The sequence below is a fragment of the Curtobacterium guangdongense genome, from assembly GCF_049341845.1.
Taxonomy (GTDB): domain Bacteria; phylum Actinomycetota; class Actinomycetes; order Actinomycetales; family Microbacteriaceae; genus Curtobacterium; species Curtobacterium guangdongense.
In genome coordinates, this window is sequence record NZ_JBMPIT010000004.1 from 291,410 (window position 1) to 314,055 (window position 22,646).

At 71.2% G+C, this 22,646-nt stretch carries 24 protein-coding genes; 5 read left to right on the plus strand and 19 right to left on the minus strand.

Features of this window, described 5'->3' with window-relative positions; translation table 11 throughout:
- Positions 1-90: 90 nt before the first annotated feature.
- From ACO0E1_RS07975 to ACO0E1_RS07990, 4 genes are all read right to left on the minus strand, one after another.
- Complete coding sequence (locus ACO0E1_RS07975; RefSeq protein ID WP_422873689.1) at positions 91-2,400, minus strand: protease pro-enzyme activation domain-containing protein; 2,310 nt, start codon at positions 2,398-2,400, stop codon at positions 91-93.
- A gap of 211 nt (positions 2,401-2,611) precedes the next feature.
- Positions 2,612-3,985 carry an L-serine ammonia-lyase gene (locus ACO0E1_RS07980; RefSeq protein WP_422873690.1) on the minus strand — a complete coding sequence of 458 codons (1,374 nt, stop codon included), beginning with the start codon at positions 3,983-3,985 and terminating at the stop codon, positions 2,612-2,614.
- 94 nt (positions 3,986-4,079) lie between these two features.
- Positions 4,080-4,271 carry a PspC domain-containing protein gene (locus tag ACO0E1_RS07985; RefSeq protein WP_281266148.1) on the minus strand — a complete coding sequence of 64 codons (192 nt, stop codon included), beginning with the start codon at positions 4,269-4,271 and terminating at the stop codon, positions 4,080-4,082.
- A gap of 77 nt (positions 4,272-4,348) precedes the next feature.
- The gene (locus ACO0E1_RS07990; protein WP_422873691.1) at positions 4,349-5,275 is read right to left on the minus strand and encodes an NADP-dependent oxidoreductase; all 927 of its coding nucleotides are present in this window, start codon (positions 5,273-5,275) and stop codon (positions 4,349-4,351) included.
- A gap of 105 nt (positions 5,276-5,380) precedes the next feature.
- Here ACO0E1_RS07990 and ACO0E1_RS07995 point away from each other — a divergent pair, with 105 nt between their 5' ends.
- Positions 5,381-6,199, plus strand: coding sequence for a shikimate 5-dehydrogenase (locus ACO0E1_RS07995; protein ID WP_422873692.1), 819 nt, complete (start codon positions 5,381-5,383; stop codon positions 6,197-6,199).
- A gap of 117 nt (positions 6,200-6,316) precedes the next feature.
- On the opposite strand, the gene ACO0E1_RS08000 is transcribed toward ACO0E1_RS07995, so the two are convergent.
- Positions 6,317-7,756, minus strand: a complete 1,440-nt coding sequence (locus ACO0E1_RS08000; protein WP_422873693.1) for a phytoene desaturase family protein — start codon at positions 7,754-7,756, stop codon at positions 6,317-6,319.
- Between the two features lie 8 nt (positions 7,757-7,764).
- Positions 7,765-8,448: a hypothetical protein gene (locus ACO0E1_RS08005; protein WP_422873694.1), complete on the minus strand. Its 684-nt coding sequence runs from the start codon at positions 8,446-8,448 to the stop codon at positions 7,765-7,767.
- A 103-nt stretch (positions 8,449-8,551) separates the two neighbouring features.
- Here ACO0E1_RS08005 and ACO0E1_RS08010 point away from each other — a divergent pair, with 103 nt between their 5' ends.
- A complete protein-coding gene (locus ACO0E1_RS08010) occupies positions 8,552-8,827 on the plus strand; it encodes a hypothetical protein (protein ID WP_422873695.1) in 276 nt (91 codons plus the stop codon).
- Positions 8,828-8,839: 12 nt separating this feature from the next.
- Here the strand turns inward: ACO0E1_RS08010 and ACO0E1_RS08015 are convergent, their stop codons facing one another.
- Together ACO0E1_RS08015 and ACO0E1_RS08020 are read right to left on the minus strand one after the other, a co-directional pair.
- Positions 8,840-10,117: an ABC transporter permease gene (locus ACO0E1_RS08015; protein WP_422873696.1), complete on the minus strand. Its 1,278-nt coding sequence runs from the start codon at positions 10,115-10,117 to the stop codon at positions 8,840-8,842.
- Positions 10,114-10,857 carry an ABC transporter ATP-binding protein gene (locus ACO0E1_RS08020; protein ID WP_422873697.1) on the minus strand — a complete coding sequence of 248 codons (744 nt, stop codon included), beginning with the start codon at positions 10,855-10,857 and terminating at the stop codon, positions 10,114-10,116. Before ACO0E1_RS08020 ends, ACO0E1_RS08015 begins: the two co-directional genes overlap by 4 nt.
- Before the next feature lie 164 nt (positions 10,858-11,021).
- Between ACO0E1_RS08020 and ACO0E1_RS08025 the strand changes: the two genes are divergently transcribed.
- Together ACO0E1_RS08025 and ACO0E1_RS08030 are read left to right on the plus strand one after the other, a co-directional pair.
- Positions 11,022-11,162: a hypothetical protein gene (locus ACO0E1_RS08025; protein WP_422873698.1), complete on the plus strand. Its 141-nt coding sequence runs from the start codon at positions 11,022-11,024 to the stop codon at positions 11,160-11,162.
- A 79-nt stretch (positions 11,163-11,241) separates the two neighbouring features.
- Positions 11,242-11,871 (plus strand): TetR/AcrR family transcriptional regulator, encoded by a 630-nt coding sequence (locus ACO0E1_RS08030; protein ID WP_422873699.1) that lies wholly within the window; start codon positions 11,242-11,244, stop codon positions 11,869-11,871.
- 139 nt (positions 11,872-12,010) lie between these two features.
- Here ACO0E1_RS08030 and ACO0E1_RS08035 read toward each other — a convergent pair whose 3' ends face one another.
- The 8 genes from ACO0E1_RS08035 to ACO0E1_RS08070 form a co-directional block, all read right to left on the minus strand.
- Positions 12,011-13,024 carry a glycine betaine ABC transporter substrate-binding protein gene (locus ACO0E1_RS08035; protein WP_422873700.1) on the minus strand — a complete coding sequence of 338 codons (1,014 nt, stop codon included), beginning with the start codon at positions 13,022-13,024 and terminating at the stop codon, positions 12,011-12,013.
- Positions 13,021-13,785 (minus strand): ABC transporter permease, encoded by a 765-nt coding sequence (locus ACO0E1_RS08040; RefSeq protein WP_422873701.1) that lies wholly within the window; start codon positions 13,783-13,785, stop codon positions 13,021-13,023. The genes ACO0E1_RS08035 and ACO0E1_RS08040 overlap by 4 nt, the downstream gene beginning before the upstream one ends.
- Positions 13,778-15,058, minus strand: a complete 1,281-nt coding sequence (locus ACO0E1_RS08045; RefSeq protein ID WP_422873702.1) for an ABC transporter ATP-binding protein — start codon at positions 15,056-15,058, stop codon at positions 13,778-13,780. The genes ACO0E1_RS08040 and ACO0E1_RS08045 overlap by 8 nt, the downstream gene beginning before the upstream one ends.
- Positions 15,045-15,695 (minus strand): ABC transporter permease, encoded by a 651-nt coding sequence (locus ACO0E1_RS08050; protein WP_422873788.1) that lies wholly within the window; start codon positions 15,693-15,695, stop codon positions 15,045-15,047. Before ACO0E1_RS08050 ends, ACO0E1_RS08045 begins: the two co-directional genes overlap by 14 nt.
- A 208-nt stretch (positions 15,696-15,903) precedes the next feature.
- Complete coding sequence (locus tag ACO0E1_RS08055) at positions 15,904-16,602, minus strand: DinB family protein (RefSeq protein WP_422873703.1); 699 nt, start codon at positions 16,600-16,602, stop codon at positions 15,904-15,906.
- Entirely contained in the window at positions 16,599-17,210 is a 612-nt protein-coding gene (locus ACO0E1_RS08060) for a DUF6197 family protein (RefSeq protein WP_422873704.1), read from the minus strand. Before ACO0E1_RS08060 ends, ACO0E1_RS08055 begins: the two co-directional genes overlap by 4 nt.
- Before the next feature lie 59 nt (positions 17,211-17,269).
- On the minus strand, positions 17,270-18,151 hold the full coding sequence (locus ACO0E1_RS08065; RefSeq protein ID WP_422873705.1) for an aminoglycoside phosphotransferase family protein: 882 nt from the start codon (positions 18,149-18,151) through the stop codon (positions 17,270-17,272).
- 137 nt (positions 18,152-18,288) lie between these two features.
- Positions 18,289-18,948, minus strand: a complete 660-nt coding sequence (locus tag ACO0E1_RS08070; RefSeq protein WP_422873706.1) for a ScbR family autoregulator-binding transcription factor — start codon at positions 18,946-18,948, stop codon at positions 18,289-18,291.
- A 95-nt stretch (positions 18,949-19,043) separates the two neighbouring features.
- Between ACO0E1_RS08070 and ACO0E1_RS08075 the strand changes: the two genes are divergently transcribed.
- Positions 19,044-19,487, plus strand: a complete 444-nt coding sequence (locus ACO0E1_RS08075; RefSeq protein ID WP_422873707.1) for a hypothetical protein — start codon at positions 19,044-19,046, stop codon at positions 19,485-19,487.
- On the opposite strand, the gene ACO0E1_RS08080 is transcribed toward ACO0E1_RS08075, so the two are convergent.
- From ACO0E1_RS08080 to ACO0E1_RS08090, 3 genes are read right to left on the minus strand one after another with little or no spacing between them, the layout of a single operon-like run.
- The gene (locus ACO0E1_RS08080) at positions 19,438-20,610 is read right to left on the minus strand and encodes a PP2C family protein-serine/threonine phosphatase (RefSeq protein WP_422873708.1); all 1,173 of its coding nucleotides are present in this window, start codon (positions 20,608-20,610) and stop codon (positions 19,438-19,440) included. The two genes, ACO0E1_RS08075 and ACO0E1_RS08080, sit on opposite strands and share 50 nt — an antisense overlap.
- A complete protein-coding gene (locus tag ACO0E1_RS08085; RefSeq protein WP_422873709.1) occupies positions 20,603-21,358 on the minus strand; it encodes a ThuA domain-containing protein in 756 nt (251 codons plus the stop codon). Before ACO0E1_RS08085 ends, ACO0E1_RS08080 begins: the two co-directional genes overlap by 8 nt.
- Entirely contained in the window at positions 21,355-22,470 is a 1,116-nt protein-coding gene (locus ACO0E1_RS08090) for a Gfo/Idh/MocA family protein (protein WP_422873710.1), read from the minus strand. Before ACO0E1_RS08090 ends, ACO0E1_RS08085 begins: the two co-directional genes overlap by 4 nt.
- Positions 22,471-22,646: the final 176 nt, after the last annotated feature.

The window sequence follows — 22,646 nt, forward strand, 5'->3', positions numbered from 1 at the left end:
GCCGTCAGCGACCCGAGCACCGCCGTCAGCGACCCGAGCACCGCTGTCGGCGACCCGCGAGCACCGCCGCCCGCCCACCGAGCGCGCCCGTCAGCCCCTCGTTCCGGAGTGCCAGCGCATCGCCGTGCCCTGGTTCACCACGAGGTCCCCGTTCCGCAGCAGCCGCAGCACCAGGTCCTTCGACCCGTACCGCCCCGTCCGTGTCGACCACTTCGCCTTCCCGACGGCGCTGTAGAGCACGACGTTGCCGTCCGTCTGCACGCGGAGCGAACTGCCCCGACCGCCGTCGACGACGAAGGGCGTCGACCCGGCGAGGATGATCCTGAGCTGTCCATCGCTGCGGAGGATGAAGCGTCTGGTGCCGGTGACGTCGCGGATCTCCTGTCCTGGGACGAGGCTCGCGCCCGGCAGCAGACGGTCTCGTGTCGCGGGGAGGTACTGCCACAGCACCGTGGTCCCGCGGACGAGCTGCACCGCGCCGAGGTCGGTGACCTGCAGGACCGGAGGCGCTCCCGCCGATGCCGTCGTGTCGGCACTCCACACCGTCGCGCCGCTGGTCGACCGGACCGCGAGTGTCCCGTCGGTGCCCACCGCGAGCGTGGCACCTGCCGAGGAGACCCCCGACGACCACTGGAACCGCCCACCACCCCAGAGTGCGAGCCGTCCGTCGGACTGCATGTCGAGCCAGTAGAGCCCCTTCGGCGAGCGGATCGACGTCCCGGACGGCACCGATGTCGAGGAGCCCGTGATGGCGGTCGCCGTGGCGAGGGCCACCTGGGCCGCGTTCGGCGTCGCCCCGCTGCAGGACTCCGTCGGCAGCAGCCCCGCGAGGACGGCCCAGTTCGGCGTCCCGAGCCCGGTTGCCTGGTCGTGACCGGCTGTCGCCCGCGCGGTGCCGTTCGACCCCGTGGTCACGTCGCGGAACGCGCGGGGGTTCGCGTACAGGGTCTGGTGCAGGTCACCGACGCCGACCGTGCAGCCGCGGGTGCCGAGCGCCGCGGCGAGCTGGCCCGCGACGACCGGAGACGCGAGACTCGTGCCGCCGCCGAGCGCGAAGCCGTGGGCGGTGCCGAGGTAGATCCCTGGTCCGGTCGCCGGGTCCGCGACCGAGGCGATGTCCGGCACGAGCCGCTTCGTCCCCGAGATGCCGGTCCCGGTCTGCCAGTCGGGGCGGGCGTACGCCGACGAGACCCCTCCGCCGCTCGCGCCGTACTGGTTGCCCCAGGCACTCTCGGTCGTCCCGGACGCGGTGGTCCGGAGTGAGGTCCCGCCCACGGCGACGACGGCAGGGGACGACGCCGGGTAGGTGACGGAACGGACGCTGGAGCTCGGGCCCGTCGGGCACATCGCACCGTCGTCGCCCGATGCGGCGAAGACGGTCGCACCGGCCGCGACGATGCGGTCGAGTGCGTCGTCGATCGCCCCGCGAGCTGCGGCGGACGTCAGCGACTCGCAGGAGCCCCACGAGACGCTGACGGCGGTGATCCCCGACGCCTGGACGTCGTCCGCGATGCGGCTGTACGCGTCGTAGAGCCCCTGGAACGAGTTCGGTGCCACGTAGACGCGCTGCCTGGCCGAGGGTGCCGTGGCGAGGAGGGCCTCCTGGTCGAGCGCGACCTCGGTCTCGCCGCCGGAGCCGTCCGCGCGGTGGACGTCGGCGCCGTCGATCGCGATCTGGTCGAGCGGGGGGACCGCTCGCCCGACGGCCGCCGCGTAGGCGACGACGTCGTTGCGGTCCCAGCCGGAGAGCTGCACGGTCGCGACGGTGGTGCCGGCTCCGGCGCTGGCCGCACTCGAGGAGCCGTAGGCCCGGGCGAGGTCGGCAGGGGCGTAGCCGCCCGGGAGCGCGGCGTGCGATGCGGCTGGCCGGGTGTCGAGTCCGAACACCGTGGTCACGGAGCCGCCGAAGGACGCCGGGATGACGACGTCGCCGGTGGGGTGCATGCCGTCGCCGCTCCCGACGAGGGTGGTCGCGAAGAGCGCCTCGGCCTGCGCAGCCGTCCCGGTCGCCTCGAGCTCCCAGGTGTCCAGGTCGGTGACCGTGAACCCCGCTGCGGCGAGCGCGGCCCGGACCGCTGCGCCGTGCGGCTCCTCCGGCGCCAGGGCGTCGACCGCGTCGCTCCGTTCGTCGGGACCGGCTCCGGCCGTGCTGGCCGGCAGGTCCCGCAGCGCGGTCCGGTCCGTCGGGCGCAGCACGACGGTGAGGTCGACCGGGGTGTCGGCGGGGGTCCTGCCGTCCGTCGGGTCCGAGGACGTCGGCACGGACCCCGAGGAGGCGACGGTCGGCGCAGTACCAGTCGGCGCGGGGGCCGTCCCGGCCGAGGCGGGTGCGGCGACACCGACGGCGAGCGTCGCCGCGAGGGCGGTCGCCGTCAGGAAAGCGAGGGTGCGGTGGTGCATCGGCGTCACTCCATGACTCTGCACGGCGCCCGATCCGTGGGCACCGGTCCGCAAGGTGATCGAGCGGACGCGAGCACGCTAACCCGCGGAGGTGCCACTCCGACAGCCGTCGACACCGGAATGCGCGCCCCCAGTTGTGGAGCGTCGTACCCCGTCCGGTCCCCCATGCGCAGCCCTGGAGGCCCGGCTCGGCCCCGGCACACCGGTCACGTCAGCAGAGCGGGACGTTCACCGCCAGACCGCCCATCGCGGTCTCCTTGTACTTGGTCGACATGTCGGCACCGGTCTGCCGCATGGTCTCGACGACCTGGTCCAGCGACACGTGGTGCACACCGTCCCCGCGGAGCGCCATCCTGGCCGCGTTGACCGCCTTGTTCGCCGCGATCGCGTTGCGTTCGATGCAGGGGATCTGTACGAGCCCGCCGATCGGGTCGCACGTCAGTCCGAGGTTGTGCTCCATCGCGATCTCGGCGGCGTTCTCGACCTGTTCCGGGGTCCCGCCGAGGACCTCGGCGAGCCCGGCGGCCGCCATCGACGCGGCGGAGCCCACCTCGCCCTGGCAGCCGACCTCGGCGCCGGAGATCGAGGCGCGCTCCTTGTAGATCGACCCGATCGCGCCGGCGGTGAGGAGGAACCGGACGACGGCCTCGTCGCGGTCGAGCCCGTCGACGTAGTGCAGCGCGTAGGCCAGGACCGCGGGGATGATGCCCGCCGCCCCGTTCGTCGGCGCCGTCACGACCCGTCCGCCCGATGCGTTCTCCTCGTTGACCGCCATGGCCCAGAGGTTCACCCACTCCATCGCGAACAGCGGGTCGTGGTCGGGGTCGTCGCGGGTGAGCTGTCCGAACCAGTCGGCTGCACGTCGTCGGACCTCGAGCCCGCCGGGCAGGGTTCCGGTTCGCCGGACGCTGCGGTCGACGCACGACTCCATCACGCCGTGGATGCGGAGCAGCTCCTCGCGGACGCTGTCCTCGGAGCGGGTCGCGACCTCGTTGGCGAGGGCGATCCCACTGACCGGGAGACCGGTCTCGGCACAGGCGGCCAGCAGTTCCGCGCCGCTGGAGAACGGGTGCGGCACGGAGTCGTCGACGGGGATCGCGGCTTCGGCGACGGCTGCGGGTTCGTCGTCGCCGTCACGCGTGATGAACCCGCCGCCGACCGAGTAGTAGGTCTCGACGGAGACCTCGGAGCCGGTGTCGTCGAACGCGCGGAGCCGCATGGCGTTCGGGTGCCTGGGCAGCATCGTCAGGGGGTGCTGGACGATGTCGCGGAGCCGGAACGGCACGCGCTGCCCGCCGGACATCCGCAGGACGCCGGTCTCCTCGAGCGCATCGAGCGCCGCGGTCATCGCGTCGGGATCGACGTCCTCCGGCAGCTCGCCGGTGAGCCCGATCGCGACGGCGCCGAGTGTCCCGTGTCCCTGTCCGGTGGACGCGAGCGAGCCGTAGAGGTCGACGCGGATCGTCGCGACGGGCAGTGCCCGGACGCGGTCGGCGAACTCGGCTGCGGCGCGCATCGGCCCCACGGTGTGGGAGCTCGACGGGCCGACACCGATGCTGAACAGATCGAAGACGGAGACCGGCACGTCGCCACCCTAACCCGTCCGGACGGACGGAGCCCGTCCGGACGGACGGAGCCCGTCCGGACGGACGGAGCCCGTCCGGACGGACGGAGGATGCTCAGCGGCGGTTGCCCTCGGCGGGCATCAGGAACCAGAGCACGACGTAGGCGATCCAGAGCGGGCCGGGGAAGAAGCTCAGGATGACCCAGGCGACGCGGACGAAGGTGCGGGACCAGCCGAAGCGGTCGGCGATGCCGGCACAGACGCCGGCGAGGACACGGCCGTTGCGGGGTCGGGTGAGTGCGTTCATGTCCACGACGCTACGCACTCGTCGATCGCCGCAGAAGGTGGTCTCCCTCCCGATCCGGGGTGGGGAGAACCCCCGCCTCAGGGAACGAGGACGATCTTCCCGCGGGTGTGCCCCTGCTCGAGCTCCTCGACGGCGTCCTGGACGCGCTCGAGCGGGTAGGTCGCGACGATCGGTACCTCGATCGCGCCCTCTGCCACCATGTTCGCCAGGGCGCCGAGGATCTCGGGATCGGCGGTGTCCGAGCTGCCGGATGCGTGCGCACCGACCTCGGCCGCCGCCTCGAACGCGATGATCGTCTCGATGCGGTCGGCGGGGATCCCGAGCGCGATGCCGAGGTGGACGTACTCGGCGCCGTGCGTGTCGATGAGCGCGTCGACCCCGTTCGTCGCCAGCTCCTCGATGCGCTGCTGCAGTCCGTCCCCGTAGGCGACCGGACGTGCCTTCTTGGACGCGAGCCACTCGTGGTTCGACTCCGACGCGACGGCGATGACGTCGACGCCCTCGTTCGTGAGGAGCTGCGTGACGAATCCGCCGACACCCCCGGCGGCGCCGGAGACGACGACGGTCTCCCCCGCCCTCGGGTCCACGGCACGGACAGCAGCCGCCGCGGTCGTCGCGATGACGTCCAACCCACCGGCCACGGTCCAGTCGAGCAACCGCGGCTTCTGCACGACCTGCTCGGCCGGGACCGACACGTACTCGGCCTGGCTCGACCGTTCCCACGACCAGCCGATGACCTCTTCGGCCTCGTCGACGCCGTCGACGCCCTCGCCGACCGCGACGACGATCCCGGCGAAGTCGGTGCCCTGACCGGACGGCAGGTCCCCGCCGAACACCCCCTGGCGGATGGCGGACTCCCCCGGGTTGATCCCGGCGGCTCGGACACGGACGAGGACACGCCCCGGCTCGACTCCGGGGACGGGTACCTCGGCGACACGGAGCACGGTCCGGTCGCCCCACTCGTCGAAACGGACGGCGCGCATGGTCTCAGGAAGATCGCTCATCCCCGGAGACGCTACGCCTCCGCGCCGCCACGATGCATCCCAGTTGAGCGATGGACCGCTCCATCGGCGTCAACGTGCGGCTCCGAGGCATGCGACACTAGCCGCATGCCCATCCTCAACAAGGACATGCAGGTGTGCATGTCGCTCGCCGCCCGTCCGAGCAACATCGGCACCCGGTTCCACAACTTCCTCTACGACGAGCTCGGGCTGAACTTCCTCTACAAGGCGTTCACCACCACCGACCTCCCCGGAGCCGTCACCGGCATCCGCGCACTCGGGATCCGCGGCTGCTCGGTGTCCATGCCGTTCAAGGAGGCGGTCATCCCCCTCGTCGACGTCGTCGAAGAGTCCGCCGCGGCCATCCAGTCCGCGAACACCGTGGTCAACGACGACGGCGTGCTCACCGCTTCGAACACCGACTACGAGGCCGTCGCAGCACTGCTCGGCACGCACGACGCCGACCCGACGTCACGGGTGCTGCTCCGCGGGTCCGGCGGCATGGCAAAGGCGGTCATCGCGGCGTTCCGCGGCGCCGGGTTCGAGCACCTCACCGTCGTCGCCCGCAACGAGGACACCGGCTCGGCCCTCGCGTCGCAGTACGGGTTCGACTGGGTCCGCACCGAGGACGAGGCCGGCGACGCCGACCTGCTGGTCAACGTCACGCCGCTCGGCATGAACGGGGACCAGGCGGACACCGTCGCGTTCGCCGCGGACCGGATCGCCGCGGCCCACACCGTGTTCGACGTGGTCGCGTTCCCCTCCGAGACGCCGCTCGTGCGGGCCGGACGCGCGGCGGACAAGCACGTCATCACCGGCGCCGAGGTCATCGCGTTGCAGGCGGCGCGCCAGTTCGAGCGCTACACGGGCGTCGCCCTCACGGACGACCAGGTGACCCGAGCCAGCGAGTTCAGTCGCGCTGAGTAGGCGACCGGGCGACGAACGGGAGGCTCGCGGCGGCGCCGCCACGAGCCTCTCCCCACCGGCACGGCCGGCTCGCCGCTGGCGCGTCGTGCCGGAACCGGCGGCGTGGGCCCACCTCGGTCACGGGGCCAGGTCCACCGCATCCGGCAAGCCGAACGTGTGCCGGAGCGCGCTCCGCGCCGCTCGCCACCCGGCCATGCCGTGCACACCGGGCCCCGGTGCGGCACTCTGCGAACAGAGGTACATGCCACGGCCCATCCGCCACGGATCGCCGGACGGCACCGGCCGGCTGACCAGCTGCCAGAAGCTCGCCGCCCCTCCGGCGATGTCGCCGCCGACGTAGGCCGGGTTGTAGGCGGCCATCTCCACGGCCGTCCGGGAGCTCGTCGCGAGGATCGTGTCACGGAACCCCGGCGCGAACCGCTCGATCTGGCGGGTGACGGCCTCGGTGTGGTCGATGTCGGATCCGGCGGGGACGTGCGCGTACGCCCAGAACACGTGGCGGCCCTCCGGTGCCCTGGACGGGTCCACCACCGTCGGCTCCGCCCCGAGGACGTACGGTCGCTCGGCGTGCCGACCCCGCGCGACCGCGTTCTCGGCGGCGGCGATCTCGGCACGGGTGCCGCCCAGGTGCACCGTGCCGGCCCGACGCAGGTCCTCGTGCGTCCACGGCACCGGTTCGGACAGTGCGAAGTCGACCTTGGCCGCGGCGTTGCCGAAACGGAACCGTCGGAGCGCACCACGACGCGGCGTCGGGATCTGCGCGCCCGCGATCCGGAGCATCCCCGGCACGCTCGTGTCGAACAGCACCGCCTTCGCCGGGGTGAGGTCCCCGAGCGATCGGACGTCCTGCCCGGTGACGATCCGCCCGCCGTGCGCGACGAGGTCGGCCGCGAGCGCGTCGACGATCGTCTGGCTGCCGCCGATCGGCACCGGCCAGCCGCGGGCGTGCGCGTAGCTGCCGAGCGACAGGGCCGCTGCGGCGGTCGCGAGGGACGGCATGTGCTGGATGGAGTGCGCCGCCACGCCGGTCAGCATCGCGGGTGCGACCTCGCCCCGGAACCGGGCGTTCCAGGCACCGCTCCCCTGCTCCAGCGCCCGCAGGCCGAACCGCAGGACGGTGAACGGGTGCTTCGGGACGTTCAGCAGCGCGTTCGTGGCGAAGTCCGACACCTGGTCCGCGTTCCGCGCGAGTGGGGCCATCAGGTTCCGGAAGGCGCGGCCGTCGACACCGAGTTCCGCGGCCGTGCGGTCGAGGTCCTGGTGGGCGATCCCGGCACGGCCGCCGTCGAGCGGGTGGCCGTACTGCACCTCGGGCAGCCGCAGGTCGATCCGCTCGTCGAGGCGGAAGCGACGGAAGAACTCCGACTGCAGCGCCAGCGGGTGCACGGCCGAGCAGACGTCGTGGTGGAACCCGGGCAGCGTGAGCTCGGCGGTCCTGGCTCCCCCGCCGATGGTGTCGTTCCGCTCGACCACCTCGACGGACAGGCCGGCCCGCGCCAGGGTCACCGCTGCGGCGAGCCCGTTCGGCCCCGCCCCGACCACCACTGCGTCCACCACGTCGTGGCCTAGCTGCGGGCGGTGTCGGCGTCGGCCGCGTCGGTGCCCTCGTCGCCGTCGGTGTCGGCGTCCGTGGGCTCGTCGGCGTCCGCCTCGACCGCACTCGGGCCGGACCCGAGCGGGTGCTCCGCGAGCAGCGCCGCGAAGTCCTCGTCGAGCATCTGCTGCACCCGGTCGTCACGACCGATCTCGTAGCCCTCGGCCGGACGCTGCGCCCACCCCAGGCGTCCGACGACCGTCGTGCCGATGTCGTCCCAGGCACGGGCCCGCGCGGCGAGCACGATGCCGTCGACGAACACCTGGTCGTCCCGGCGCCGATCGAGCATCGCGGCGAGCTCTTCGTAGGTGGCTTCGCGCGTCCGGAGCTTCAGGTCGTCGCCGCGCTTGTAGTCGTGCTGGTGCTTCGAGCGGCCCTTCTGCTTGATCGCCTTCGAACGGATCTCCCGCATGCGCTCGGCATCGCCGCGCTGTTCCTCGGCCATCCGGTGCAGTTCCTCGCGCACGGTCTCGGCCGCGACGGCGTGGTCGAAGAACCCCTGGTCACGGAGTGAGTTGGTGATGATGCGGTTGGCGACGGCGATCGTCACGGCGGCCTTCGAGATGAGGAATCCCTCGTCGACGGCACGACGGAGTTCCACCTGGCTGACGGGTCGCTCGGTCGAGGTCTTGCTGCGCCGTCCGAACAGAGCCATGCCACCGACGATACCGGCGACGGGTGACCATCAGCCCGCAGGTGGACCCGGATCACCGCCTGGAGGGACGACTGGCGTCCGCGGCGTCCGTAGCGTCGAACGCATGGTCACCACCACGACATCTTCCCGGACCGGACTCGGGACCGCCAGCCTCGTGCTCGGCATCTGCTCGCTGCTCGCCGGCTGGACGTTCTTCGCACCGGTCGTCGGGCTCTGCCTCGGCATCGCATCGCGCAGCCGTGAACCGCTGGCGCGCGGGCGTGCCGGCTGGGGCATCCTCCTGAACGTGATCGCACTGGCGATCTGGATCGTGCTCGTCGTCGTCTTCATCGCCGCCGGCGCCTTCGCCGCCTGGCAGCACGCGACGCAGGGCTCCTGACGCGGCGCCTCCCTACTCGTAGCGGAGCGCCTCGATCGGGTTCTGCCGTGCGGCGCGACGCGCTGGGAGCGTGCCGGCGAGGAACGCGATGAACATCACCACGAGGATGATCGTGATCACCGAGGACGGCGCGAACTGCATGATCTGCAGGCCGGGCAGGTCCTTGAGCACCGTGCCGGCCAGGACGCTCGAGATCCCCGTGCCGAGCGCGATCGCGACACCGGCGCCGATCGCACTGCCGAGGAAGCCGATGAACACCGCCTCGAGCGAGAACAGCGTGTAGACCTTGCCGCCGCCCATGCCCATCGCCTTCATCAGGCCGATCTCACGGGTCCGCTCCTGGACGCTCATCAGCAGCGTGTTGATGATGCCGAAGCCCGCTGCGATCAGGGCGATCACCGCGAACGCGTTGAGCACGCCGACGATGCCGTTGATGACGGTCTGGAACTGGCCGAGTTGATCCTGGATCGTCTGTCCGGTGTACCCGTCCTTCGACAGGGCGCTCTTCACGTCGGACGCCGTCGCACCGCTGTCGAGCGTCGCCGAGGCACTCGCGTACGAGGTCGCGATCGACGCGGGCTTGCCGGTCTCCTGCGCGGACTGCATCGCGTCCGTCAGTGCCGCGTTCGCACCGGCTCCGCCGCCGAACAGCGACTCGTTCTGCACGCCGACGACGGTCGCCGTCAGGGTGTGCTCCGCGCCCTGGTAGTCGTCCACGGCGAAGGTGAGCTCCTTGCCGACTGCGGCCTTCTCGCTACCGAGGCCGAGGTTCTTGAGGTAGTTCGTCGGCAGGATCACCTGGTTCGCGGACGTCTTGTCATCGAGCTGCTTGCCCGATGCCAGGTCGGCCTTGAGCTCGCCGGCGTTGGCGGAGAGCGTGACGACGTACTTGCCCTCGTTGCCGTACTCCGCGTACTTCGGGCTCAGCGCGACCGCGGGACGCACGGACGCGATCCCGTCGACGCCCTTGATCTTGTCGACGTCGGACTGGGACAGGTACCCGAAGGACGCCGGCCCGCGGTCGACGCTCTGCGTGGACGCGTCGGGGTCGTACTTCGCGGGACCGCTGTCGGTGGAGGACGAGTCGACCGTCTTCGTGATCGTCAGGGTCCCGGTGTCGCCGATCGACGCGACCTGGGTGTCGATGTAGTTCCCGACGCCGGTGCCGATCGCCGAGGTGAGCGTGATGGTGAACGCGCCGATGAAGATCGCGATCACGGTGAGCGTGGTGCGGAGCTTGGAACGGAAGGTGTTGCTGACCGCGGTCCGCAGGAGGTCGAGGAAGTTCATGCTGCGTGCCTTCCGTGCTCGGTGGCACCCGGGGCGGGCGCATCGGGTGACGGACCGGAAGACCCGCCGACGATGAGCCCGTCGCGGACGTTCACGCTCCGGTCGCAGCGTGCCGCGAGCTCTTCGTCGTGGGTGACGACCACCAGGGTGATCCCCCGCTCGCGCTGCAGTCCGAAGAGCATGTCCTCGACCACCTCGCCCGTGTTCGTGTCGAGGTTTCCGGTCGGTTCGTCCGCGAAGATGACGCTCGGCTCCCCGACGAGCGCGCGGGCGATGACCACGCGCTGCTTCTGCCCACCGGAGAGGTCGTTCGCGTCGTTCCTCGCCTTGTCCGCCAGCCCGAGCGCGTCGAGCGCCGCCATCCCCCGGCGCTTCCGCTCCGCCCCGGAGACGCCGGCGATCTTCAGCGGCAGCACGACGTTGTCGAGCACCGAGGTCTTCGGTGTCAGGAAGAACTGCTGGAAGACGAACCCGAAGGTGCTGTTCCGCGTGCGGTTCACGTCGCGGGCGCTGAGCGTCGCCGCGTCCGTGCCGTCGAGCAGGATCTGCCCGGTGGACGGCTTGTCGAGCAGCGCGAGCAGGTGCATCAGCGTCGACTTGCCGGAGCCGGACTTGCCGACGATCGCCAGGCTCTCCCCCTGGTTCACGGCGAGGGACACCCCCTTGAGCGCATCGAACCGGGTGGAACCTCGGCCGTAGGTCCTCGTGAGGCCCCTGGCCTCGAGCACGGGAGTGGTCATGCGCCCGAGCGTACTGCCCGTTGCACGAGTGCAAGTTTTGTGCCGGCTGACAATCCGGTCCCTGAACGACGTCGCATCATATTGACATGCTACATCTCATGTTCGCGCATGATGGTTGATCCGGGCTCGATCGAGCCTGACGAAATCACCGAAAGGCATCGAACATGGACATCTTCTCCGGCATCGCCACCCTCATCACCGGGCTCGCATCGGCGGTTGTCACGCCGTTCATCAACGGACCGTTCACCCTGGCGGCGAACTGGGGGACCGCCATCATCAACGGCCTGTTCGGGCTCGGCCACTGAACCGGACGTGCGCACGCGTCCGCGGCGCGTGCGCACGACCGCCGGCCCGTGGATGACCGAGGGTCGTTACAGTCGAGCCATGCCCGACAGCGCCACACCGTCCGAGATGGGTCTGCGCGACCGCAAACGCATCGAGACCCGCAGCCGCATCGCCGACGCCGCACGGTCGCTCGCGCTCGAGGACGGCATCGACCACACCACCATCGAGCAGATCGCCGCGCGCGCGGACATCTCGCCGCGGACGTTCTTCAACTACTTCGAGAGCAAGGAGGACGCGGTCCTCGGGCACACCGAGCTCGACCTCTCCGCCGAGACCCTCGAGGCACACGTGCGTGCCGTCGCGGGCGAACCGGCGGCGCAGGCGGTCGTCGACCTGGCGTTCCTGGTGTTCGGCGAGACCTTCGGGGACGAACGGCACCGGCACGAACGCAAGGAGCTCATCGTGCGCTTCCCGCAGCTCATGCGCCGCCAGGTCACGCGGATGTCGACCGTCGCCGAGGCGATGAGCGGCGCCGTCCGCACCGTGCTCGAGCGCGACCCGGCGTGGGGGCCGGAGGCGGCGACGCCGCAGGCGGCGGAGATGCTGCTCGGGATGGTGATGACGGCGCTCCGCAGCTCCGCCCGCAACGAGGGCACGGAACCCGAGCAGGTGCGCACCCAGGTGGTCGCGTTGATGCGCGACACCGCGGCCCGGATCGCAGCAGGCTGACGGACGGGAGGCTCGGTGCCAGCTGGCACCGAGCCTCCCGTCCCTCTCGTGCTCACCACGACGATCGAGGGAACAGAAAACGTCGGGTCGCCTCGGCGGACCCGACGTTTTCTGTTCCCTCGATGAGCGAGCTCGCCCGTCAGGACTTCGAGATGAAGCCCTCCTTGACCATCCAGTCGAACGCGACGTCCGCGGGCTCCCGGCCCTCGACGTCGACCTGCCGGTTCAGCTCCTGCAGGACGGCGTCCGTCAGCTTCGGGGAGATCTGGTCGTAGACGCCCTCGAGCTGCGGGTACTCCTGCAGCGCCGACGTGGAGAGCACCGGGGCGACGTTGTAGGCCGGGAAGAAGCCCTTGTCGTCCTCGAGCACCTGCAGGCCGAGCGACTTGATGCGGCCGTCAGTGGTGAACACCTCGCCGAAGTTGCACTTGCCACGGTCGGTCGCCGTGTAGACGGTGCCGGTGTCGAGGATGTCGACGTTGCCCTTCGGGATGGCGGAGTCGCCGGAGCCGCCGAGCTGCAGGCCGTACTTCTCGAGCATCGGCTTGAAACCGTCCGACCGCGAGTTGAACTCCGACTCGACGCAGAACGTGCGCTGGTCGGCCGGGAGGTCGGCGATCTGCGACAGCTTCGTGATGCCGCCGAGCTCCTCGACCGCCTCCTTCCGCACCGCGAACGCGTACGTGTTGTTCATCGGGGCGGGCGGCAGCCAGGTCAGTCCGTTGCCCGCGTCCTCGTCCTTGACGGCCTCGTACTGCTCCTGCTTGTCCGGGATGCCCTCCTTGTGCCCCATGTAGGTGAGCCAGGCGGTGCCGGTGTACTCGTACGTCATGTCGGCGTCGTGGCTCGTCATGAGCTGCCGCACCGCCACGCTGCCGGGGACGTTCGTCTCGTCGGTGACCTGGAACCCCGCCGCCTTCGCCGCGAGCACCCCGATCTTGCCGAGCACGAGCTGCTCCGTGAAGTTCTTCGACGTCACCGTGATGTGCGCGTCGTCCGGCAGGTCGTCGATGTGCTTGATCGTGCCGGGCGCTGCGGCCGGGACGAACGAGGCCGCGGGCTGCAGGCCGCAGCCGGTGAGCGCCAGGGCGGCTGCACCGGCGACGATCGTGGCCGCGATCCGCCGCGTGCGGCGCTGTGTTCGGGTCGTCATCGGAGTCCCTTCGGGCGGGCGACGGTCTCGACGATGCGGCCGAGCCAGTCGATGGACAGCGCCAGGAGCGCGATGAGCAGGGCGCCGGACACCAGCACCTTCGGCAGGAACAGGTTCACGCCGGTGGTGATGAGGAGCCCGAGGCCGCCGGCACCGATGAAGGTCGCGAGCGCGGCGGAACCGACGAGCAGCACGAGCGCGGTGCGGATGCCGGAGAGCATGACCGGGACGGCCAGGGGCAGTTCGACGCGCATGAGCACGGAGAACGCGCTCATGCCCATGCCGCGACCGGCCTCGACCGTGCGCTGGTCGACGCTCTCGATGCCGATGATCGTGTTCCGCAGCACCGGCAGGATCGCGTAGAGCACGAGGGCGATCACCGCGGCCCAGAACGAGAACCCGAGCCAGAACGCGAGGAGCACCACGAGCCCGACGGCGGGCGCGGCCTGCCCGAAGTTCGCGATCGCCAGGATCACGCCGCTGGCCCGGCGGAGCGGTCCGCGGGTGAGGACGATGCCGAGCGGGATGCCGACGACCAGCACGATCACGGTGGAGACGATCGTCAGGAGCAGGTGCTGCCAGGTCAGCGACACGAGGTCGGCCGGGTTGAGCGTCGAGCGCTCGGTGGCGGTCAGGTCGGCCGTGTTCAGCCAGACGGCGAACGCGGCGAGCACGACGAGGATCGCGACGGGCTGGACGACGAGCCCCCGCCAGGTGGACTTCGCGGGCTTGGTCGCCGGATCGGCGACGACGTCACTCATCGACGGGCTCCTCTGCACGGACCGGAGACGACGGCAGCGTCTCGATCGGGTTCGTGTTCGTGCCGACCGGGGTGTACGCCTGCTCCTCGGCCGCTGCCGCACGGGAACGGGTGATCGCGTCCATGACCGTCTCGACCGTGATGACGCCCTGGAAGGAGTCGCGGCGACCGGTGACGAGCGCAGCACCGGCGCTGGACACGAGCATGGTGTCGAGCGCGTCGTTGAGCGTCGCGGCCTCGCCGACGACCGGCAGGTCGGGGTCGGTGCCGTCCGGGATGCGGTCGAGGCGCTCGAGCTGGCGACGGGTCGGCCAGCCGATCGGACGCTGACGGGCGTCCACCACGACGGCGTGCCCGTGGCCGCCCGCCTCGCGCATGCGCTGCAGGACGGCCTTCGCCTCTTCACCCGGCGAGCAGGTCACGGCAGGCGCGAGCTCGACGTCGCGCACGCGGTTGAGCGTCAGCTGCTTGAGGCCGGCACCCGAGCCGATGAAGTTCTCCACGAACTCGTTCGCGGGCTCGGCGAGGATGCGCTCCGGGGTGTCGTACTGCACGATGTGCGCACCCTCGGAGAAGATCACGATCCAGTCGCCGAGCTTCACGGCCTCGTCGAAGTCGTGCGTGACGATGACGATCGTCTTGTGCAGCTCCTCCTGGATGCGGAGGAGCTCGTCCTGCAGGCGCTGGCGGGTGATCGGGTCGACCGCACCGAACGGCTCGTCCATGAGCAGGACGGGCGGGTCCGCGGCGAGTGCCCTGGCGACGCCGACGCGCTGCTGCTGCCCGCCGGAGAGTTCACGGGGGAAGCGGTCGCGGTAGGTGTCGGGGTCGAGGGAGACCAGGTCGAGGAGCTCGTCGACACGGGCCGCGATCTTCTCCTTCGACCAGCCGAGCATCTTCGGCACGATCGCGATGTTCGCCGCGACGGTCATGTGCGGGAAGAGCCCGCCGGCCTGGATGACGTAGCCCATGCGGCGACGGAGCTCGTCGCCGTCGATCGACGTGACGTCGTCGTCGCCCACCACGATGCGGCCCTCGGTGGGCTCGATCAGGCGGTTGATCATCTTGAGCGTGGTCGTCTTGCCGCAGCCGGAAGGACCGACGAGCATGACGATCTTGCCCGCGGGGATCTCGAGCGTGATGCCGTCGACGGCGGGCTTCGACTGGCCGACGTAGCGCTTGGTGACGGTGTCGAGCAGGATGCTGCGACCCGTGACGTCGCTGTCGGCGGGGGAGCCGTCGGTGTGGGACAGGGTTGCGTCAGTGCTGGACACGGATACCTCGCGAGATGGTCAGGCGGCCGAGGCCGAGGAGCAGGAGGTCGAGGACGAGGGCGAGCAGGACGACGCCGACCACACCCACCACGACCGAGTTGAGGGAGTTCGCGCCGCCGAGACGCGAGAGCCCGGAGAAGATGAACCCGCCGAGCCCCGGGCCGAGCGCGTACGCGGCGACGGCGGCGACGCCCATCACCATCTGCGCGGACACCCGGACGCCGGTCAGGATGATCGGCCACGCCATCGGCAGCTCGATCTGCACGAGCGTGCGGAAGCGGCCCATCCCGATGCCACGGGCTGACTCGACGACGGCGGGGGAGATCTCGGAGAGCCCGACGACCGCGTTGCGGAGGATCGGCAGGGCGGCGAAGAACGTGACCGTCACGACGGACGGCACGACGCCGAACCCGAGCGGGACGAGCAGCAGGCCGATCACGGCGAAGGACGGCAGCGTCAACCCGATGGTCGACACCTCGTTCGCGACCGATCTCAGCCGGGGGATGCGGTAGACGAGTGCTGCGAGCAGCACGGCGATGACGGTGGCGAGCACGGTGCACTGGAGGACCAGCGAGAAGTGCTGCCACGACGCGAACCAGATCTGGTCCCATCGCTCCGTGACGTAGTTGAAGAACACCTGCTGCTGGTTCCCCTCGGGTCGGTCGTTCTGCCCACGGGTCGGGGCACAAGTGCCGCCCAACGTACGCAGTGGCACGGCGACTTGTACAACCGCAAATGTCCGATGTCCAGCGTTCCTGCGGATTATTCAATCCCGAAACCCCAGATCAGCGCGGAGTGCAGTCCGGTTTTCTGGGAGAACGGTAACGATCGAGGACGAGGCCGCGCTACAGACCGGCTTCGCGGAGGCCGGCCTGCTCGGCGATCGCGACGAGCCGCTCCCGCCACTCGATCCACTCCTCGGGGGTCTTGTCCGCGAGGTTGCCGTCACCGTCGCCCGCGAGGCCGTCGAGCATCTCGCGCACGATGTCCGCGTGTCCGGCGTGCCGAGCGGTCTCGTACGCCATGTGCACCAGGACACGGTGCAGCGTGACGTCGCGGTGCTCCGGAGCCCACCACGGCACGACCCCGCGCGCGTCGAGGTCGAGCGCCTCGATCGTGGCGTCGGCGTGGGCGGCGCTGGCGTGGTGGAACGCCACGATGTCCGCCATCGTCTCGTCGAGCGTCGCGTACATGTCCCGGTCGTCGTCGGAGTCGAGCCATGCCGGCGGATCGGGGAGCGGTCGGTCGAACACCCGCCCGAAGTACTCGGACTGCACGGCGGCCACGTGCTTCACGAGCCCGAGGACGTTCGTGCCCGTCGGGGTCACCGGCCACCTGGCCTGCCGTTCCGCGAGTCCGTCGAGCTTCGCGAGCAGCGCTGCCCGGTGCTTCTGCAGGTAGCGGTGCAGCGTCTGCTTCACGAGTGCCTGGTCGGTGACCGGGGACGTCCCCTCGTCGGTGAGCAGGGAGTTCCCGGTCGCGGCGATGGAGCCGGTCGGCGGTGCAGGTCGCACCGCCGGCGGCTCCTCGGTGGTGTCGCTCATGCCCTCGATCGTGCCACCGCGCGCTCGCGGATGCGCTCCGACTCGGCCACGGCGACGCGCTCGGCGGTGAGCAGCAGCCCGGCCACCTCCGCGGAGTTCCGCGATGGTGCGTCGTTCCAGCTGGTCAGGTCGCGCACGCGGCCCATCCGGACGTCCGGGGCGGGGCACCAGAGGACCGGCGAGCCCTCTTCGACCGCGAGTGCGTGCCAGACGACGTCGAGGGCGCGCTGGACCGGCTGGGAGTGCACCGCGTGCGGACCACCGGCCGCGTAGACCACGGCACCGACGAGGCACGCACCGACGAGCGGGCGTCCGGCGACGTCCATCGCCGCGGCACTCGACGCCTTGCGGGTACGGCCCTTCTCGTCGACGTAGGAGAACCACGCGTGCTGGATCCAGCCGCGTTCGACGACACCGCGCGCACCGGACAGCAGCCGCTCCACGTCGGCGAGGTCGCGGAGCTGCGCTTCGGCTCGACGGACCCTGGCAGCGGCACGACGCTCGGCGAGCCGGTCGAGGAGGCCGCGGAACCCGGAGCGGGTGGGCGTGGGGAGGGAGGGAGAGGCGTCGGTGTCGACGTCGTGCTGGACGCGGAACTCGAGGGTCATCAGGCCCCTCCGATCTTCACGTGCACGGATGGTGTGGGGAGACGATAACCCCGTTCTGGTCAGCCGTCGAGAGCGGCGTCGATCCCACGCTCGGCGACGATCCGGAACGCGCTGTCGTCGCTGAGGTGCATCGCCGAGGCGATGGACACGGCCCAGCCACGTGCCCTGGTCCAGGTGGCGTCGTCGGCAGGGACCAGCGCGCGGAAGGTGCGCCGTGCCTCCCGGTCGAGCGTCAGCCAGGCGGTCGCGAGGTCCACTGCCGGGTCGCCCGCCGTCACGTCGCCGAAGTCGACGACCGCCGACAGGCGGTCGCCGGTGCCGTCCGGCGCGGGTTCGACGAGCAGGTTGAATGGGTGCAGGTCGCCGTGCACCCAGACGGGAGGCCCGGCGTACGCGGGCAGGGCGGCTGCGATCCGCCAGAGCGCGGCCAGCTCCACGGCACGTGGCACGTCCGCGGTGGCGAGCCGGTCCAGGACGGCCTCCGAGCGGGTGCGCAGGGGGACGGCGCGCACCGGGTTGACCGGCGCGTCCGTCGGCGCGGGCACGTGCAGCAGCCGGACGAACGCGGCGAGCGCCTCGGCAACCGCTGTCCCGCCCGCGCGTTCGCCCGCCGGGACGCCGGGGAGCCAGCGCACGACGCTCCACGACCACGGGTACCCCAGCGCCGGGCGGCCGGTCCGCACCGGATCGGGGACGGGCACGATGGCGGCGACCCGGTGGGCGATCTCGGGGAGCCAGCGTTGCTCGTGCTCGATGAGCCGGGCGGCGGCGGCACGACGGGGGAGTCGGACGGCGAGCAGCTCCCCGAGCCGGACGACCACGTTGTCCCAGCCGTTCGCGACGACTGCGAGCGGCAGGTCCGCGAGATCGGGGTGCTGGTCGGCGAGCAGCGCGCGGACGAGCTCGGTGTCGACGTCGACCTCGGCTGCTGGGGTGGGCATCGGGTCAGGCTAGCCCGGGCGGCTCCTCCCCGCGAACGGGGGCTCTCGGGACGAACCTACCGCTTGGTATCTTCATAGGGTCGGAGACGTGGGTGTCGCTGGGGGGACTCACGACCCGTGGTCGTGTCGGACCGGCGTCAGGGCGCCTCGGTCCGCGCGATGAGGGCCACCAGCCGTGGGATCTCCGGGCGCATCCGCTCCGTGACGATCGCGGCGAGCAGGACCGTCCAGAGGTCGCGGAGCCGTTCGAACAGGTCCACGCGGTCGGCCAACACGTCGGAGACCGTCTGCACGCCGGTGTACGCGGGGATGACCACGCGCCCGAGCATCTCCGGGTCCCAGACCTCGTCGACCTCGCCCGCGGCGATCCCCTGCCGCATCAGCTCGGCGACGACCGCCATCCAGTCGGTGTACGGGTTCTGCCGTGCCACCTCGGCGGTCGCGGCCTCGGTGGACAGCCGGATGCCGGCGCTCACGACGACCTCGGACACCATCTGCGTCGCGAGTCCCTGCGACATCCACATCAGCGACTCGAGCGGGGACGTCGACCGGGCGGACGCCGCTTCGCCGTACCGCCGGGACACCTCGTGCTGCTCCGTGATGACCGCCCCTGCCAGGTCGCGCTTCGACCCGAAGTGGAAGTAGAGCGCCCCCTTGGTCAGCCCGGCTCGTTCGGCGACGGCGTCCATCGAGGCGCCGACGTACCCGTGCTCGTCGAACTCGTGGGCCGCGGCCTCGAGGATCGCCGCCCGTGTCGCCACCGCGCGCTGCTGCCGCGACTGTCCGTCCTCCGCCATCTGGGTGCCTCCGGAGCCGATCGTATCGGCGGCTCCCGGGCGGTGTCGGGCAGATCCCCGGCAACCGTCAGGTGACGTGTCCTACGGTTCCCGGCATGGACGGATGGCGGAACCCGACGCGCTGGGCCCGAGCGGGTCGATGGCTGCTCCTGCCCATCGCGGTCCTCGACTGGTTCGCGCTGCCGGCCCAGGGGGTCTTCGTCACGGCGTTCCTCGTCGCGGTCGTCGGGCTCGTCGGGATCGCCGCCGCGCTCGTCGTTCGGATGCTCCGCGGCAGCCGTGGCGCGATGGCCGCCCTCGGCGTCGTGATGCTGCTCGGCGGTCTGGCCGTCTTCGGGCTCGACCCGTTCCCGGGGTCCTTCCCGCTCATCGACTCGTGGTGGCCGGATGCCATCACGCAGCCGCAGCACGTCGGCAGCGCCTACTGGCAGCTCGCCGGACTCGGGATCGAGCTGTGCGGGTTCGGCCTGCTCGCGACGCTGCTCGTCGTCACGCTGACGCGTCCGACCCTGCACGGCGGGTCAGCACCGCGACGCTGACGTCGGCGTCGGGTGCGGCCTCGCGCAGTGCCCGGATCCGGTCGACGAACGCCGTGGCCTCGGGCTCCGCTGCCGCCAGGGCCGCGACGGCACCGATGTCGTCGAGCCCATCGAGCGACAGGAGCCCCGCGGTGAACAGCACGAGGCGGTCACCCGGTACGAGGTCGACCTCGACGTGGGTCCGCGCCGTGCCCTCCGGCTGCAGCCCGATCGGCAGGTCGGTCGTCCTGAGCACCGTGTGGGTGTCGTCGGCGCGGACGTGCAGCGCCAGGCCGTGGCCGGCGTCCACGAACGAGACGTGACCGGTCGTCGGGTCGATCCGTGCGTGGAAGAGCGACCCGACGGCACCGGCGGCCTCCAGGTCGGCGCCGATCTGGGCCTCCAGTGCCGGGCCGTCCGCTCCCAGCTGCACGTCGGTGCGTGCCACGACGGCGGCGCGGAGCGTCGACGCGAGCAGGCCGGCCGCGCTGCCGGCGGCCGAGACCGAGCCGATCGTCAGTCGGATGGTCCCGTCGGCCGCGACGCGCCAGTCCGCGACGTCGCCGGACCCCTCGCGTGACGAGGCGACGGCGGCGAAGTCGTGGCCGGGGACGTCGATCGGATCGGGGACGAGCGCGTCGAGCACCCGCCGCACCCGGTCCCGGTCGATCGCGTGGCCCAGCTCCCGCTCCGCCCACCGCGCGAGGTCGCGGAGCATCTCGACGTCGGCGGGGGAGAGCTCGCGGGGCTTCGCGTCCATGATGCAGAGCGTGCCGACACGGGTGCCGTCGAGCATGGACAGCGGCGCACCGGCGTAGAAGCGGATGCCCGGCTCGCCCGTCACAGCCGGGAGCCCGCTGAACCGCGGGTCGAGTGCGGTGTCCGGCACCACCATCGGCCCGTCCTGCAGCACGGTCGTCGAGCAGAACACGTCACTCGCGGCGGCGCTCCCGCCCTGCTGCCAGCCCTGCGCGGACTGCGCCGTGACGAGGTCGCCGTGCACGAGGTTGAGGAAGCTCAACGGCACCCCGAACGCCGCCTGCGTCATCCGGGTGATGCGGTCGAACCGCTCCTCGGGACCGCTGCCGAGCACCCCGAGGGCCTCGACGAGCGCGTTCCGTCGGTCCGCCTGGGTGTCAGTCACGCGTCCTGTCTACCGCACCCTCGGCGAGGAACCAGTCGCGCGGGTGCTCGTCGGCCGTCAGCACGAGGCGCGGCGTCGTGGGAGCGGCCCACTCCGCGGCGTTCGCGAGCACCCGCTGGATGTCCGGGTGGTGGTAGACGGGGTACTCCTGGTCACCGGGCGAGAAGTAGAAGACCCTGCCCCGGCCACGACGGTAGGCGACGCCGGAGCGGAACACCTCCCCGCCGGTGAACGTCGACAGGAAGACCTCTTCGTCGGGGCGGGGGATGTCGAAGTACTCGCCGTACATCTCCTGGCGGTCGATGACGATCGGGTGCGGGACGCCCTTCGCGATGGGGTGGTCGGGCGCCGTCGTCCAGACGAGCTCGCGCTCGCCGTCGTTCCGCCACTTCAGGGAGCACGTCGTGCCCATCAGCCGCTTGAACGGCTTCGAGTAGTGCCCGGAGTGCATCACCACGAGGCCCATCCCGGCGTGCACGGCGTCCACGACCCGCTGCACGACCTCGTCGCTGACCTCCTCGTGGGCCGCGTGGCCCCACCAGAACAGCACGTCCGTGGCGTCGAGGCGCTCCTGCGTGAGACCGTGCTCCGGCTCCTGCAGCGTCGCCGTGCCGACCGTGGCCTCCGGCAGGTGCTCCTGCAACGCGGCCGCGACGACGGTGTGGATGCCGTTCGGGTAGTGCGCGACGACCGTCGCGTCGCCGCGGGTCTCGTGCACGTTCTCGTTCCAGACGACGATGTTCTTCACTGCTCGATCTCCATCTCGTGTCCTGCCTGTGCCGACGCGTAGATCGCGTCGACGACCCTGCTGCGGTGCAGCGCGAACTCACCGTGGTGCCCGTCGTGGAGGCCGCTGCGGATCGTGGCGATGAACTCCTCGATCACGCGCTGGTGGTGCCCGCCGGGGACCTGCACGCCCGGCCGGGTGACCGTCGGGATGCCCTGCTCGTCGGAGTAGAGCGTCACGGTGCCCTCCGTCGCGTAGTCGCGCACGAACAGTCGTGCACCACCCGTCGACCCGAGGAGCTCGACCTCGATGTCCTCGACGTCCTTCGAGTAGCTCGCCCAGCTCGCCTGCAGCACCAGGCTCGACCCGTTGTCGAACCGGAGGAGGGCGCTCGCGAAGTCCTCGACGTCGAACGGACGGTCCGTCGCCGCGGACACCGGGGTCCGCTCGCTGCCGCCACGGCCGGCGCTGCCGAGTTCGTTGTACGTGACGGCGCTCGCCGTGACCACGCGGGGTTCGCCCATCAGGTGCAGTGCGATGTCGAGCACGTGCGACCCGAGGTCGATGAGGGGACCGCCGCCAGCGGTCTCCTTGTTCGCGAACCAGCTCCGGATCCCGGGGATGCCGGCGCGACGGAGCCAGCTCGCGCGGGCGTGGTAGACGTGGCCAATCGGATCGCCCTCGGCGAGGTGGTTCGCGAGGAACTGCACGTCGGCGCGGCGGCGGTGGTTGTACGCGACCTCGAGCACGCGGTCGTTCCGGACGGCGGCGTCGACCATCTCCTGCGCCTGGGCACCGGTCGTCGCGAGGGGCTTCTCGCAGAAGACGTGCTTGCCGGATTCGAGCGCGGCGACCGCGATGGGGTGGTGCAGGGCGTTCGGGACGCCGATCGACACGACGTCGAGGTCGTCCCTGGCGACGAGGTCCTGCCAGTCCTCGTACGTGTTCGGCACGTGCCGGGTCTCGGCGAGTTCGGCCAGTCGAGCCGTCTCCTGTCCCGCGAGCGCCACCACCTCGACCCCCGGGAGTGCCGTGTAGGCATCGAGGTGCGTGGTCCCGGCGAACCCGAGACCGACCACCCCGACGCGGAGCGTGCGTGCTGCATCCGTCGTCGTGTTCGTCGTCATCGACATGCCACCGACGCTACCGGAGGCTCGGGTCGAATCGATACGAGAGGCGGCGTGTTGCCGTGCTGGGGGTGGGTGGGGTGGGGCGGGTGGGGGCGGTGGGTGGTGGTGGGTGGGCCGAATCGCGCGTAGGAGGTCGAATCGCGCGTAGGAGGCCCGAATTTCTGACCTCCTACGCGCGA